This is a genomic window from Streptomyces sp. NEAU-YJ-81, from assembly GCF_017592595.1.
Lineage (GTDB): Bacteria > Actinomycetota > Actinomycetes > Streptomycetales > Streptomycetaceae > Streptomyces > Streptomyces hygroscopicus_B.
Genome location: NZ_JAGFNO010000007.1, coordinates 210,748 through 225,268, shown reverse-complemented (window position 1 = coordinate 225,268; position 14,521 = coordinate 210,748). Strand labels below are relative to the sequence as shown.

Genomic DNA, 14,521 nt, shown 5'->3' with positions numbered 1-14,521 from the left:
GCATGAGCACGAACGCGCGGTGGGACGGGCGGACGGAAGGGACGGGCGAACGGAAGGGGCGGGGCGTGGGCGCGGCCGCCGCGCGGGTGTCGGCGGGGCCGCGCCCGGTGATACGGGCCCGAGGGCGCCCGTGGTTCAGTGCCGGCGCATGCGGGGAGCCCGCCGGCGTGACCGCATCCAGAGGAATCCGAGGCCCAGCAGCAGCACGGCCCCGCCACCGGCCGCCGCGGACCCGGCCAGCACCATGTTGTCGTCGGAGGAGGAGCCGATGCCCGAACCGCCGTTCAGCAGCGACTGCCCGGCGCTCTTCGAGACGGCCTTGGCGTCCGAACCGGAGCTGGGCAGCGCCAGATACGGGAAGGAGCCGCCGAACTTCTGGTCGTTCTCGTCCACCGCGTCGCCCAGGTCGTTCTTCTTGCCGAGCAGCTCGCCCTCCATGGCCTGCAGCGCGATGTCCAGGACGTCGTCGGAGAGCCTGCGGCCGTTGGGGAAGCCCGCGTTGTCACCGTCCAGGACGCCCAGCCGCTTGGGGCTGCCCGTGGGCGGGATGGAGGTGTTGAGCCGGAGCTCCTCGGCGGGGCGGACGTTCGGCGGCTGGTTGAGCTTGGGCACACCGGTGAGGAACGCCTGCACCAGGTCGTCGCGCGGGGTGTCCGGCGCCTTGATCTTGTAGATCTGCTCGACCAGCTTGGGGAGTTCGGGCTCCTGGACGAACTTCAGGAACTGCCCGTCGTCCCACGGCGCGGAGGCGTTGAACTTGTCCTTGTCCTTGCGCGGGATGACCACCTCGTTGACCAGCGGGCTGCCGAGCCGGGAGACCTGTGTCCAGTCGCCGTTGGCGGTCTGGCGGTGGGTGGTGGCCCATACGCCGATCACCGGCTGGTCCTTGGACTCGGTCAGCGCCGACGTCGGCACCTGGAGGGACATCGACTGGACGTTGTAGCCCTTGAGGGTGTCATTGCCGACCTCGGACATGTCGCCGCCGTACAGCAGGTCGAAGACGCGCAGATCGAGGAAGAACGGGTCGTCGGACTGGCCGGCGAAGGCCGTCGAGCCCCCGCTGTAGCCGATCTTCTGCACCGCCTGGTCGCGGAGCTTCTGGTAGTCGGGCATGGACGCCTTGCCGACGTTCGACGGGGCGACCGGCAGATCGCTGCCGAGCTTGGCGCGGGCGACGGCCTTCTGATGCTTCAGCTTGATGACTTCGAGGTCGTATGTCTGGGTGAAGTTGAGGGTCGCGTCCTCGAGGGAGTTCACCGGGCCGGTGTTGTAGAGGAACGTGTCGCCGTTCTTGAGGTGGTCCTTGAAGGTCCACCGGAACAGCAGATCGCCCTGGCCGTCGCCGTTGTTGTCGACGTGCAGGTCGTAGCGGGCGTCATGGGCGAACTTGTAGAAGTTGGGGCCGCCCGCCGGGTCCTGGAACGGGAGCACGTTGACGACCATGGTGGTCGTGTCCGGCTTGTCGGGGCTGACGAACGCGTAGACGTCCGTGGCGTCGTACTGCGGCTGACCGGAGATCAGCGGCGCCTCGCGGTGGCTCGAAGCCTGCGCCGTCCCGGGCTGCAGCACGGCCACACCGGCGGCAGTGAGCCCGCCGGCGGCCAGTGCGCAGCTGACCAGCGCGGCCAAGCTCTTGGTGATTGCGGTCATCCTGTAGGTCCTTCGCACGCTTGTCGGAGCAGTCCTTCAAGCGGCTATTCGGGCCTGGCGAACGGATGGATTGGTCGGCCCGGGAATTTGTTTGCGCGTGATAGGTATCGTCAACACCCTTGACGCGGTGGTGAATCCGGAACCTGGGATGCGTGGGTGACGGCTCGGGGAGGTAGGGTTACTCTGCCCGGGGCGGGTGCCCTCGTACGGGTGGGGAGTGTCATGGAGCAGATAACGGTACGGAGCAGGCCACGAGTGCCTGCGATCAATTGCGGAAGCGGTGCGTCCAGCGCGCGGCTCGAGCGCCATCTCGCGGTGATGGGCGGCCCTGCCGTCCCCCAGCGGGAGGCGGAGGGCGCGACGGTGCTGATGCAGGAGCTGATCGCACGCGATCACACGCGCGCGAAGAACAGCCGGGGTGCGCGGGTGTCGCTGTTCGCGCCGCTGCGCCGGTTGCGCCGCACGTTGTTCGGCAACCACGGCTGACCCGGCCGGCCCGTAGGCGTCTTCGTTCGTCATCCCGGGCAGGCACGGGGTCAACCGGTTCGCTCCAGCCGGTGAGTCCGTGCTGTGGTCCACCCCACGCCGCTGTCGCTGTGGGATGCCGACGAGAGGCCAGGCCGGCCGCACGGCCGTTGCCAGTGGTAGGCGCGCCCGGAGACGGGCGCGCCTACTGTATTTAGAAGGAGAGGCGGCCCGAGAGCAGCCGGACCCAGGTCAGGCAGGCGGGCTCAGAGGAGGGCGAACTGCCCCTCCGGGCCCTCCTCATGGTGGTCCAGCACGGAAGCCGGGCGCCGGGCCGTTCCGGGCACCGGCAGTACCCCCGCCTCCCGCAGCTCCGCCGCGTCGATGAGCGTGCCGTCCGCCAGCCGGTCGGCGAGCGCCCGCAGCTCCGGGCGCAGCTCGGCGAGCAGCGCCAGCACGGTGATCAGCTCCAGCAGCTCCGAGGTCCACGCGGGCGGCCAGCCCGCCGGGCCGATCGCCTCCAGCGTGCCCGGCTCCCGTGGGGCGGTGCGCTGCTCGAACCACGTCTCCAGCACCCGCACCCCGCCCGCCTGGAACTCCCATGCCGCCCGTGGCACCGGCGAGATACGGCCCTCGCCCAGCAGCAGGGCCTCCTCGTCCGGGTCGAAGCCCAGGGAGTCCGGTAGCCCGCTCGACGGAAGCGCGGCACGAACGTAGGGGCGCTGGCCACCCGGCATGCGCGGGCGTTCACCACTGTGCGCCCCGCGCGTATGGAGCCACAGCGCACGGCGGCCCAGCTCCACGCCCGACTCCCACACCTCGGGGTCGGCGGTCAGGGGTACGGCGCACGGGGCGCCGCGCGCCGTGGCGGCGGTCCACGCCAGCAAGTCTTCGGCGGCCACCGGGCGGCCGAGCCGCGTGGCGAGGTGGTCCAGCAGCCCCGGAGCGAGATTGGGCTCCTGCCCGCCGGGGCGGCGGTAGAGCGGACGGATACGGCCGGGGCGGCCCGCGGGGGAGTGGCCGTCCGGCAGCAGCGCGGAGAAGCCGAGCACCGGGTCCGGGTCCGGTCCGGCGGCCTCGATGACATGGATCTGCCGGTCGTCCGCCACCCGCCACAGCTCGGGGCGGGCGGCGTCGATCAGCCGGTGATCCGGTATCAGCCAGAGCTGGTCGAAGGGCCCGTGCGCGATCCGCACCGGCTCGGGACACGGCCCGTCCTCGCGCGCCAGCCGGGCGGTGGAGGTGGCCTGGCCGGGCAGTTGCGGTACGGAGCTGTGCAGCGTACGGGCGCGGGTCGGCCGGAACAGCGCGGCCCGCGCCGCCTCGTCCTCGGCCCGGGTCAGCCGCTCCCAGCGCGCCCCGAGCGAGGCCGCGTCCGGTGCCATGACCCACGCCCGCCCGAGCCGCAGCGGCCCCACGGCCCACGGCATCAGATCCCCCAGCGGCGGCGCCTCACGTTCTCCCACGCCCGGCATGGTATCGATGCCGCCCCGGCCCTCGCCGGGGCTCCGCCCCCGGACCCTGCTCCTCAAACGCCGGAGGGGCTGGAGTGCGTTGCCAGGGGCTCCGCCCCTGGGCCCCGCTCCTCAATCGCCGGAGGGGCTGGAAGGCCGGAGGGGCTGGATTCGGAGCCGTATATCGATACCTAGTCCGCTATCGATACCTAGTCCGCCTCGACCGTGACCGAGAAGGAGAAACGGTCGCCCCGGTAGTGGATGCGGGCCACGTCCACCACCCGGCCGCTCTCGTCGTAGGTCACCCCCGTGTAGTGCAGGATCGGGCTGAGCAGCGGGACCTGCAGCAGGCGGGAGGTCTCGGGGTCGGCGAGCCGGGCCTCCACCGTGTCCGTGATCCGGCTGATCCGCACCCCCACCGCGTCCCGCAGCACCTTCGTCATCGGCCACCGGGCGAGGTCCGCGAGGTCGATGCGGTCGGCCAGCTCGGGGTGGACCAGGTTCTCCGCCCAGTTGGTGGGCTCACCGCTGTGGCCGTCGCGGCGCAGCCGGCGGTAGGCGGTCGTCTCGTCCAGGCCGGGGAAGTACTCGGCGAGTTCCGCCGGCACCGGCGCCGGGCCGTGCTCCAGCACCGTCGTCCGCTCACCCGACTGCTGGGCCACGATCGCGTCCACCGACCCCAGCAGCCGCACCGGCGCGGCGCGCCGCGCGCTCGGCTCGATGAAGGTGCCGCGGCGGCGGTGGCGGCTGATGAGCCCCTCCGTCTCCAGCTCCTTGAGCGCCTGCCGCATGGTGAGCACGCTGACCCCGTAGTGCTCGGCGAGCCGGTCCTCGGTCGGCAGCCGGAGCGGATCGTGCGGGGCCCGCCCGAGTATCGAGGCCCGCAGCGACTGCGAGACCTGGTACCACAGCGGCAACTTGCGGTTGAGGGCGAGGGAGTCGGGGGCGAAGGTGGTCACGCGGTCTCCGGTCACGAGTCACGGCAGCGGCCGCACGGTGGCGGTCAACCGCGTCAGCGGCACCGTCCAACGGCGTCAACGGCGGCGGTCAGGGGCGGAAATGGCGTTCCAGACCCTGCCATACGTCGTCATAGTGCCCCTGGAGATGGTCCGCCTCCAGCGCCTGCCGGGTGGCCGTGACCGGCCAGCGGGTCTCGAACATGAAGGCCAGCCCGTCGTCCAGCCGGTGCGGCGCCAGCTCGGCCGCGCTCGCCCGTTCGAAGGTCTCATGGTCCGGGCCGTGTGCGGACATCATGTTGTGCAGCGAGCCACCGCCCGGTACGAAGCCCCCCGCGCCGCCGGTCTTCGCGTCGTACGCGCCCTCGATCAGCCCCATGTACTCGCTCATCACATTGCGGTGGAAGTACGGCGGCCGGAAGGTGTCCTCCCCGACCAGCCAGCGCGGGGCGAAGACCACGAAGTCCACGCCCGCGAGCCCGGGGGTGTCGGAGGGCGAGGTGAGCACCGTGAAGATGGACGGGTCCGGGTGGTCGTAGCTGATGGTGCCGAGCACATTGAACCGGCGCAGGTCGTACACGTACGGCACATGGTTGCCGTGCCAGGCGACCACATCCAGCGGCGAGTGGTCGTAACGGGCGGCCCACAGGTTGCCGCAGAACTTGTTGACCACCTCCACCGGGCGCTCCACGTCCTCGTACGCGGCGACCGGGGCGAGGAAGTCGCGGGGGTTCGCCAGCCCGTTGGCGCCGATCGGGCCGAGGTCGGGCAGGGTGAAGGGGCGGCCGTAGTTCTCGCACACATAGCCGCGCACGGACGGCTCCAGCGGCTCCACCCGGAACCGCACCCCGCGCGGGATCAGCGCGACATGCCCCGGCCCGGCGCGCAGCAGGCCGAACTCGGTGCGCAGCAGCAGCCCGCCCCGCTCGGGGACGATCAGCAGCTCGCCGTCCGCGTCGCTGAACACCCGGTCGGTCATGGGCGCGTTGGCGGCGTAGAGGTGGATGGCCATTCCCGCGCGCTGGGTGGCGTCGCCGTTGCCGCCCAGCGTCCACAGCCCGCTGAGGAAGTCGGTGCCCTCCGGCGGCTCCGGCAGCGGATCCCAGCGCAGCCGGTTGGGGTCGGGCACGGCCTCGGTGAAGGGCGCGCCGCGCAGCGCGCCGCCCGCGATCCGGGTGAACGGCGGATGCGCGGCGGACGGCCGGATGCGGTACAGCCAGGAGCGCCGGTTGGTGGCGCGCGGCTCGGTGAAGGCGGTGCCGCTGAGCTGCTCCGCGTAGAGCCCGAGAGGGGCGCGCTGGGGGGAGTTGCGGCCGATGGGAAGTGCGCCGGGCACGGCCTCGCTGCTGTGCTCATTGCCGAAGCCGGAGGCGTACGCCAGCCCTTCGGCCGTCTTCCGCGCCTGCTCGATCCCCTGCTCGATGCCCGTGCCATCGCCCATCGCGCGCTCCCACCGCTCCGCCGCACCGCTGGATTCCTCTGTCATACGATAGGAATCGAAACCCGGGTGCGTCAATGATCGGGCAGGATGGGGGCGTGCCCATACCGCCCCTCCGCCGCCAGCCGGTCCAGCGCCGCAGCACCGAGCGCCTCGGCCGGATCCTCGACGCCTGTGCCGAGCTGCTCGACGAGATCAGCTACGAAGAGCTGAGCACCCGGGCCGTCGCCGAGCGCGCCAATGTCCCCATTGGCTCGGTCTACCGCTTCTTCTCCAACAAGCGGGCGATGGCCGAGGCGCTGGCCCACCGCAATCTGGACGAGTACGCGGCGCGGATCACCCGGCGGCTGGCCGCCTCGGAGCCCGGGTCGGACAACGGGCCGGGCTCCGGGCCGGACGGGGGCGGCGGCTGGCGGGAGGCGATGGACGTCGTCGTCGACGAGTATCTGGCGATGAAGCGCGGGGCGCCCGGGTTCGCGCTCATCGAGTTCGGGAATCCGGTCCCGGCCACCGCACAGCCGCAGCAGCCCAACCATCTGGTCGCCGACCGGCTGCGGATGCTGCTCGCCGACCGGCTCGCGAGCGGCGGTCCCGGCGGGGCCGGTGACAGTGGCGGGGCCGGTGACACCGCCGGGGACGAGGCGGCCGAGGAGCGGCTGCGGGTGGCCTTCCTGCTCGCGGTCGAGACGGCGGACGCGCTGCTGCGGCTGGCGTTCCGGGTGGACCCGGAGGGCGATCCGGCGATCGTGGCGGAGACGAAGGAGCTGCTGCGCGCCTATCTGGCCCGGGTCTTGGACTGATCCGGGGACCATCGGCACTTCCCGCCCCTCCTCGGTACTTCCCGTCGACACCTCCCCGACATGCCTACCAGTCGGTATGGTGACCGGGTCCGGCGCGTCATCGCGGCCTCGCCGCCGTCCCTGGGAGAGACCGATGAGCACTGCCCTGCGTATCTGCCCGCTCTGCGAGGCCACCTGCGGGCTGACCCTCACCATCGACGAGGGGAGGGTGACCGGGGCGCGCGGCGATCGCGAGGACGTCTTCAGCCGTGGCTTCATCTGCCCCAAGGGCGCCGCGATCGGCGAGCTCGACGCCGACCCCGACCGGCTGCGGCGCCCCCTCGTACGCCGCGCCGGGCGCCTTGAGGAGACCAGTTGGGACGAGGCGTTCGCCGCCGTGCGGGAGGGGCTGGCCCCGCTGCTGGGCGAGCACGGACCGCAGGCCGTGGGGGTCGTGCTCGGTAACCCCAATGTGCACACCGTGGCCGGAGGGCTCTATCCGCAGCTTCTGCTCGGCGCGCTGCGCACCCGTAATGTCTTCAGCGCCAGCACCCTCGACCAGATGCCCAAGCATGTCTCCAGCGGGCTGCTGTACGGCGACGCCAACGCCATTCCGGTACCCGATCTGGACCGTACGGACCATCTGCTGATGCTCGGCGCCAACCCGCTGGACTCGAACGGCAGTCTGTGTACCGCCCCCGACTTCCCCGGGCGGCTGCGGGCGCTGCGGCGGCGCGGCGGCCGGCTGGTGGTGGTCGACCCCCGGCGCACCCGGACCGCCAAGATGGCCGACCGCCATGTGGCGATCCGGCCCGGCACCGACGCCCTGCTGCTCTTCGCCATGGTGCAGGTGCTGTTCGCCGAGGACCTGGTGGCGCCGGGCCCGCTCGCCGAGCACCTCAGCGGGGTGGCTCAGGTGCGGCGGCTGGCCGCGGACTTCCCGCCGGAGGCGGTGGCCGAGGCGTGCGATGTGCCCGCCGAGGAGATCCGCACCCTCGCCCGTGAGCTGGCCGCCGCGCCCAGGGGCGTGGTGTACGGGCGGATCGGCTCCACCACCGTCGAGTTCGGCACGCTCACGAGCTGGCTGGTCGATGTGGTCAACGTGCTCATCGGACAGCTTGACCGGCCCGGCGGCATGATGTTCCCGCTCGCCGCCACGGGCCGGCGGGAGCGCCCGGCGCGGCCGGGGAAGGGGTTCGCGCTCGGCCGCTGGCACAGCCGGGTCAGCGGATATCCCGAGGCCAAGGGCGAGCTGCCGACCGTCGCGCTCGCCGAGGAGATCGAGACCCCGGGCGAGGGGCGGATACGGGCGGTGCTGGCGCTCGCGGCCAACCCCGTGCTCTCCGCACCGGACGGCGACCGCCTCGACCGGGCGCTGGCCGGGCTCGACTTCATGGTCAGCGTCGATCCGTACCTCAACGAGACCTCGCGCCACGCCCATGTGGTGCTGCCCCCGCCCCCGCCCAGCCGCAGCCCCCACTTCGACTACGCCTTCAACAGCCTGTCCGTGCGCAACCAGGTCCGCTACACCCGCCCGGTGATCCCGCTGGAAGCGGACCGGCTGAGCGAGAGCGCCATCCTGGCGCGGCTGGTGCTGTGCGTGAGCGGGCACGGCGGCGCCGATCCGGCGGCGGTGGACGCGATGGCGATCGAGGGGACCCTCGGCAAGGAGGTCGCCGACCCGGCGTCGCCGGTGTACGGACGCGAGCCCGCCGAGCTGGCCGCGCGGCTGACCGGGGTGGACGGCCCCGAGCGTCGGCTGGACATGATGCTGCGGCTGGGCCCGTACGGCGACGGGTTCGGCGCCGACCCCGACGGGCTGAGCCTTGAGAAGCTGCTCGCCCATCCGCACGGCATCGACCTGGGGCCGCTGCGCCCGCGCGTCCCCGGACTGCTGAAGACCCGCAGCGGCACGGTGGAGCTGTGCCCGGAGCCGCTGGCCGCCGATGTGGAGCGGCTGCGCCGGTCGCTGGCCGACCGGCCCTCGGGGCTGCTGCTGGTCGGCCGCCGCCATCTGCGCTCCAACAACAGCTGGATGCACAACGTCCCGGCCCTGATGGGCGGCACCAACCGCTGCACGCTCCAGATGCACCCCGAGGACGCCGTCCGACTGGGCCTGGCCGACGGCGGCCTGGCCCGGATCAAGGGCGACGGCGGGGAGCTGGAGGTGCCGGTGGAGGTGACGGACGCGGTACGGGCCGGAGTGGTGAGCCTGCCGCACGGCTGGGGTCACGCCCGGGCCGGCGTCCAGCTGTCCGTGGCCGGGGCCAGCCCCGGGGTCAATGTCAACCAGCTCTTCGACGGCTCACGGCTGGATCCGCTCTCGGGTACGGCGGTGCTCAATGGCCACCCCGTGCACGTTTCGCCCTCGCTACAGCACTGACCTGGGGTTTTGCGCTTATTGCTCACGCGTCAAGACCTTGTTAACGGAAAGTTGCCGCACCTAACGTCACCTCGACCGCCAAAACTGGGGGAGTTCAAAGGCGAACGTGAGGTAGCCAAATTATGCTGACCATCCTCGGCTTCGTCATGATCGCGACATTCCTTGTCCTGATCATGATGAAGAAGATGTCCCCGATGGGCGCCCTGGTGCTCATCCCCGCGCTGTTCTGTGTGCTTGTCGGGAAGGGGGCGCACCTCGGGGACTACGTCCTCAAGGGCGTCGGCGAGCTGGCACCCACGGCCGCCATGCTGATGTTCGCCATCATCTACTTCGGGGTGATGATCGACGTCGGCCTCTTCGATCCGATCGTCCGGATGATCCTGCGGTTCTGCAAGGCGGACCCGATGCGGGTGGTGGTCGGCACCGCGATCCTCGCGGCGATCGTCTCGCTCGACGGCGACGGCTCCACCACCTTCATGATCACCGTGTCGGCGATGGTGCCGCTCTACCGGCGACTGAAGATGAGCCTCGTGGTGATGACCGGTGTCGCGGCCATGGCCAACGGCGTGATGAACACGCTGCCCTGGGGCGGCCCGACCGCCCGCGCCGCCGCCGCGCTCAAGGTCGACGCCAGCGACATCTTCGTGCCGATGATCCCGGCCCTCGCGGCCGGTCTGCTCTTCGTGATCGCCCTCTCCTACGGCCTCGGTCTGCGGGAGCGCAAGCGGCTCGGCGTGCTGACACTGGACGAGGTCACCGCGGGCGACCCCGAGCAGGTGCTGGTCGGCGCGGGCTCCGGTGGCAAGGGGGCCAAGGGCGGTAAGGGCGGCAAGGCCGCGCTGACCGGCGGCGCGGGCTCCGGCACCGACGCGGAGGCCCAGTCCCCGAACGGCTCCGGCACCTCGGACGCCTCCGACGCGGACGACGACGAGTTCAAGGGCCTCGACCCGAACCGCGCCACCCTGCGCCCCAAGCTCTACTGGTTCAACGCGGCCATCACCATCGCGCTGCTCGCCCTGATGGTGACCGAGACCATGCCGATCCCGGTCCTCTTCCTGCTCGCCGCGGCCGTCGCGCTCACCGTCAACTTCCCGCAGATGAACGACCAGAAGGCCCGCATCGCCGCACACGCCGAGAACGTCGTCAACGTCTCCGGAATGGTCTTCGCCGCCGCCGTCTTCACCGGCGTCCTCACCGGCACCGGCATGGTCGAGCACATGGCCCGCTGGCTGGTCGACGGGGTCCCCGAGGGCATGGGCCCGCAGATGGGCATCGTCACCGGTGTGCTGTCCATCCCGCTCACCTACTTCATGTCCAACGACGGCTTCTACTTCGGCATCGTGCCGATCCTCGCCGAGGCCGGGGCCGCGCACGGGGTCTCCACGCTGGAGATCGCCCGCGCCTCGCTCGTCGGACAGGCCCTGCACATGTCGAGCCCGCTGGTCCCCGCGGTCTACGTGCTCGTCGGCATGGCCAAGGTCGAATTCGGCGACCATACCCGGTTCACCGTGAAATGGGCGGTGCTCACCTCCCTGGTGGTGCTCGCCGCCGGTCTCCTCTTCGGCATCATCTGACCCGTGAAGAGTTCAGAGCCCGGTAGGGGCTGGTTGCTGCGTCTGGTCATCGCCTTCTCGTTCACCCAGGGGGCGGTGAGCATGGCGCGGCCCGCCGTCTCCTACCGGGCCCTCGCGCTCGGTGCCGACGCCCGCGCGGTCGGTGTGATCGCCGGTATCTACGCCCTGCTGCCGCTGTTCGCCGCCGTACCGCTGGGGCGGCGCACCGACCACGGGCGGTGCGCCCCGCTGCTGCCCATCGGGGTCGCCCTCATCGCCACCGGCTGCGCGTTCAGCGGCACGGCCGGGTCGCTGCCCGCGATGGCCGCGTGGAGCGGGGTGATGGGGCTCGGCCATCTGTCGTTCGTCATCGGCGCCCAGTCGATCGTGGCCCGCCAGAGCGCCCCCGACGAACAGGACCGCAACTTCGGCCACTTCACCATCGGTGCCTCGCTCGGCCAGCTCATCGGGCCCATCGCGGCCGGTCTGGTGGTCTCCGGACACGACGGGGCGATGGCCCGCACCAGCGCCGTCGCGCTGTTCGTCTCCGCCGCCCTCGCGGCGTTCTCCTTCACCTCGCTGTGGCGCATCGAGCGCCGCCCGGCCGGTACGGCGGCCACGCCCGCCAAGGAGGCCTCCGCCCGGAAGGTCTCCGTACGGTCCATCCTGACCACCCGCGGGGTCGCCTCCGGCATGTTCATCAGCCTCGCCGTGCTCTCCGCCACCGACATCCTCACCGCCTATCTGCCGGTCGTCGGCGAACAGCGCGGTATCTCGCCCGCGGTCGTGGGGGTGCTGCTCAGCCTGCGCGCCGCCGCCACCGTGGCCTGCCGGCTCGCCATGACCCCGATGATCCGGCTGATGGGCCGCACCGTGCTGATGGCCGTCAGCTGTCTGGGCGCCGCGCTGCTGTGCGCGGGCATCGCCCTGCCGGTGCCCGCCTGGGCGCTCGGGGTGCTGCTGGCCGGGCTCGGCTTCTGCCTCGGCGTCGGACAGCCGCTGTCGATGACGACCGTCGTCCAGGCCGCCCCGGAGGAGGCGCGCAGCACGGCCCTCGCGCTGCGGCTGACCGGCAACCGGCTCGGCCAGGTCGCCGCCCCCGCCTCCGCCGGTGTGCTCGCGGGGCTCGCGGGCACGGCCGCCCCCTTCGTCATGCTGGGCGGACTGCTCCTGATATCGGCGGGCATAGCCGTCCGGCCGCTGCGCGGGCGCCCGGCCGCGGATCCCGGCGAGACCCGGCCCGCGCCCAGGGAGCGGCGTACGGAAGGGACTTCGGCCTCGCGGGGCGCGGGACACCCACCCCGGTGAGACGGCGGTGGGATGACGGTGAGCCGCCTCAGGGCCGCTCGCCGTCGACCATGCCCAGCCACCGCTCGCAGGCGTCCCCGAACGGCTCGGCGCGCCCGCCGACCGCGTCCATCAGCCACCGCCCCGCCGCCTCGGCCTCCGCGATGACATCCGCCGGATAGCCGTACCGCACCTGGTGCTCGGCGAACTCGTCCTCGTCGTCCAGCAGGGTCCTGCCGTCCCGCTTGCGGATGACATCGAGGTCCAGGTCCACCATCGTGACCTCGTGGGAGGAGACCCACCGCGGCGGCGTGGCGATGTCGCAGTAGATCTCGGTCTCCCGGGGCGGGGCGTTGAACGCCGCGGTCCACCACGCCTCGCGCGGCAGGAGGATCACATGCGCGCAGGCGATCGGCACCATCGGGCCGTACCCCTTGCGCATGACCGTCCCGCCGGGCAGCCCCAGCCAGACGCCGTGGTCGTCCTCGCCCAGCCTGCGCATCCGCAGGTTCCAGTGCAAAGTGCCGTCGTACTTGGTGTAGTTCACGAATACGAGATCGGCCATGAGCCGATCCTAAGCGGTGGCGGGAGGGGCGTGACGCCTACCATCGGTGCATGGAGACCCCCGTATCACCGTGGAAGGACCGCGCGGGACCGCAGGACAGGCCGGTGCCGGATGCGGGGAGCGAGGACTTCCTCCACCATCGTGAACTGCTCTTCTCCATCGTCTACAACATGCTCGGCACGGTCACCGACACCGAGGACGTGGTCCAGGAGACCTGGCTGTCCTGGGCCGCGGTCCAGGACAAGGAGATCGCCCACCCCCGCGCCTATCTGGTGCGGATCGCCGTCAACCACGCGCTCACCCAGATGCGCCGCGCCCGCCGGAGCCGGGAGAGCTATATCGGTCCCTGGCTGCCCGAGCCCGTGCTGACCGAACCGGACACCCCCGACACCGCGATCCGCACCGAATCGGTGTCCCTGGCGATGCTGGTGGTCCTGGAGACCCTGACCCCCTTGCAACGCGCGGTGTTCGTGCTGCGCGAGGCGTTCGCCTACGACCACGCGGAGATCGCCGCGATCCTGGGCCGCAGCTCCGCCGCCGTCCGCCAGCTCGCCCACCGCGCCAAGGAGCGCGTCGAGGCCCGCCGGCCGCGCTACGACCTCGACCGCGGGACCCAGCGGATCGTCACCGAGCGGTTCCTCGACGCGGCCCTCGGCGGCGACCTCGACGCCCTGATGGACGTCCTGGCCCCGGAGGTGGTCATGTGGAGCGACGGCGGGGGCAAGCGCCGTGCCGCTCTCCGCGTGGTCGAGGGCCGGGAGAAAGTGGCCCGCCTGGTGGCCGCCGTCAGCGCGCGGCTGTCCACCTTCGCCATGCGGCCGGTGCAGCTCAACGGGGGCCCGGGGGTGGTCCTGTTCGTCGGCGGGACGCTCTACGCGGCCGCCGCGCTCGACCCCGCGCCGGGCGGCGACCGGGTGCGCGGTATCTACGGTCTGGTCAACCCGGACAAGCTGGCCGGACTCGCCGAGGCCGTCCGGCCCGGCTGAAAGACTGGCCCCATGACAGAGCTGAACGGGGAACCGGCGGGAATCCGCGAGCTGACGGCGCTGGCCATGACCAACTACGGTCACTTCACCACCATGCGGGTGGAGGACGGTCGGGTACGGGGGCTGTCCCTCCATCTGGACCGGCTGGTACGGGACAGCGGGGTGCTCTTCGGCACCGCACCGGACCGGGACCGGATCCGCGAACTGGCGCGGCGGGCCGTCGCGGACACCACGGGGCCGCTCACGGTCCGGGTGACGGTGTACGACCCCGACCTCGGGCTGGAGCGGCCCGGGGCCGAGGCCGACCCGCGGATCCTGGTCACCACCCGGCCGGCCGCCGCCCCCTCGCTGCCGCCGCTGAGCGTGCGCACCGCAGCGCACCGCCGCGACCTGCCGGAGGTCAAACACGTCGGGCTGTTCGGGCTATTGCGGCTGCGCCGCCTCGCCCAACTCGACGGCTACGACGATGTGCTGCTGACGGACGAGCGGGGCGCGGTGTCCGAGGGCGCGACCTGGAACGTGGGATTCTTCGACGGCCATCGCCTGCTGTGGCCGGAGGCCGGGTGCCTGCCCGGCGTCACCCAGGAACTGCTCCGCCGCGGCCACGGCGGCCCGCAGCACACCGAGCGGATCGACCGTGACCGGTTCGGCGAGCTGCGCGCGGCGTTCGCCCTGAACGCGGGGGTGGGGGTGCGGCCGATCCGGTCGATCGACGGGGTGGAGTTCGACCCGGAGCATCCCGTCCTGGAAACCCTGCGCAAGGAGTACGCCGCGACGGAAGCGGAACCGCTGTAGGACGGCCCGCATGAGGGGCGGGCGCCGGGCGATTCGCGCCGCCTGCGGCGGGCCCCGCCCCTCCCCGCCCCTTCCCGAACCTGGGGCTCCGCCCCAGACCCCGAACCAGGGGCGCCGCCCCCAGACCCCGGACAGGGGCTCCGCCCCAGGCCCCGGGGTCCAGGGCGGAGCCCCTGGTCACGGGAAGGGGCGGGGAGGGGAAAGATCCCG

At 72.1% G+C, this 14,521-nt stretch carries 12 protein-coding genes; 7 read left to right on the top strand and 5 right to left on the bottom strand.

The window, feature by feature from the left end; genetic code table 11:
• Window positions 1-135: 135 nt before the first annotated feature.
• Window positions 136-1,650 carry a DUF4331 domain-containing protein gene (locus J5X86_RS18825; protein WP_208517939.1) on the bottom strand — a complete coding sequence of 505 codons (1,515 nt, stop codon included), beginning with the start codon at window positions 1,648-1,650 and terminating at the stop codon, window positions 136-138.
• Between the two features lie 222 nt (window positions 1,651-1,872).
• On the opposite strand from J5X86_RS18825, the gene J5X86_RS18820 reads away from it, so the two are divergent.
• Window positions 1,873-2,136: a hypothetical protein gene (locus J5X86_RS18820; RefSeq protein WP_093460623.1), complete on the top strand. Its 264-nt coding sequence runs from the start codon at window positions 1,873-1,875 to the stop codon at window positions 2,134-2,136.
• 245 nt (window positions 2,137-2,381) lie between these two features.
• On the opposite strand, the gene J5X86_RS18815 is transcribed toward J5X86_RS18820, so the two are convergent.
• The 3 genes from J5X86_RS18815 to hmgA form a co-directional block, all read right to left on the bottom strand.
• Window positions 2,382-3,590, bottom strand: coding sequence for a type ISP restriction/modification enzyme (locus J5X86_RS18815; protein ID WP_208517938.1), 1,209 nt, complete (start codon window positions 3,588-3,590; stop codon window positions 2,382-2,384).
• Window positions 3,591-3,778: 188 nt separating this feature from the next.
• Window positions 3,779-4,528, bottom strand: a complete 750-nt coding sequence (locus tag J5X86_RS18810) for a GntR family transcriptional regulator (RefSeq protein ID WP_014059608.1) — start codon at window positions 4,526-4,528, stop codon at window positions 3,779-3,781.
• Between the two features lie 88 nt (window positions 4,529-4,616).
• Window positions 4,617-5,966 (bottom strand): homogentisate 1,2-dioxygenase, encoded by a 1,350-nt coding sequence (gene hmgA / locus J5X86_RS18805; RefSeq protein WP_208518034.1) that lies wholly within the window; start codon window positions 5,964-5,966, stop codon window positions 4,617-4,619.
• A 74-nt stretch (window positions 5,967-6,040) separates the two neighbouring features.
• On the opposite strand from hmgA, the gene J5X86_RS18800 reads away from it, so the two are divergent.
• The 4 genes from J5X86_RS18800 to J5X86_RS18785 all read left to right on the top strand — a co-directional run bounded on the left by J5X86_RS18800 (window position 6,041) and on the right by J5X86_RS18785 (window position 11,986).
• Window positions 6,041-6,763, top strand: a complete 723-nt coding sequence (locus J5X86_RS18800; protein ID WP_208517937.1) for a TetR/AcrR family transcriptional regulator — start codon at window positions 6,041-6,043, stop codon at window positions 6,761-6,763.
• 133 nt (window positions 6,764-6,896) lie between these two features.
• Window positions 6,897-9,125, top strand: coding sequence for a molybdopterin oxidoreductase family protein (locus J5X86_RS18795; RefSeq protein ID WP_208517936.1), 2,229 nt, complete (start codon window positions 6,897-6,899; stop codon window positions 9,123-9,125).
• Between the two features lie 122 nt (window positions 9,126-9,247).
• Complete coding sequence (locus tag J5X86_RS18790; protein WP_208517935.1) at window positions 9,248-10,699, top strand: CitMHS family transporter; 1,452 nt, start codon at window positions 9,248-9,250, stop codon at window positions 10,697-10,699.
• An 81-nt stretch (window positions 10,700-10,780) separates the two neighbouring features.
• Window positions 10,781-11,986 carry an MFS transporter gene (locus J5X86_RS18785; protein ID WP_374229268.1) on the top strand — a complete coding sequence of 402 codons (1,206 nt, stop codon included), beginning with the start codon at window positions 10,781-10,783 and terminating at the stop codon, window positions 11,984-11,986.
• Window positions 11,987-12,014: 28 nt separating this feature from the next.
• Here J5X86_RS18785 and J5X86_RS18780 read toward each other — a convergent pair whose 3' ends face one another.
• Window positions 12,015-12,530 carry a DUF402 domain-containing protein gene (locus J5X86_RS18780; protein WP_208517933.1) on the bottom strand — a complete coding sequence of 172 codons (516 nt, stop codon included), beginning with the start codon at window positions 12,528-12,530 and terminating at the stop codon, window positions 12,015-12,017.
• A 50-nt stretch (window positions 12,531-12,580) separates the two neighbouring features.
• Here J5X86_RS18780 and sigJ point away from each other — a divergent pair, with 50 nt between their 5' ends.
• Both sigJ and J5X86_RS18770 read left to right on the top strand, forming a co-directional pair.
• Window positions 12,581-13,516 (top strand): RNA polymerase sigma factor SigJ, encoded by a 936-nt coding sequence (gene sigJ, locus J5X86_RS18775; protein ID WP_078640598.1) that lies wholly within the window; start codon window positions 12,581-12,583, stop codon window positions 13,514-13,516.
• Between the two features lie 12 nt (window positions 13,517-13,528).
• Window positions 13,529-14,311, top strand: coding sequence for an aminotransferase class IV family protein (locus J5X86_RS18770; protein WP_208517932.1), 783 nt, complete (start codon window positions 13,529-13,531; stop codon window positions 14,309-14,311).
• Window positions 14,312-14,521 lie beyond the last annotated feature (210 nt).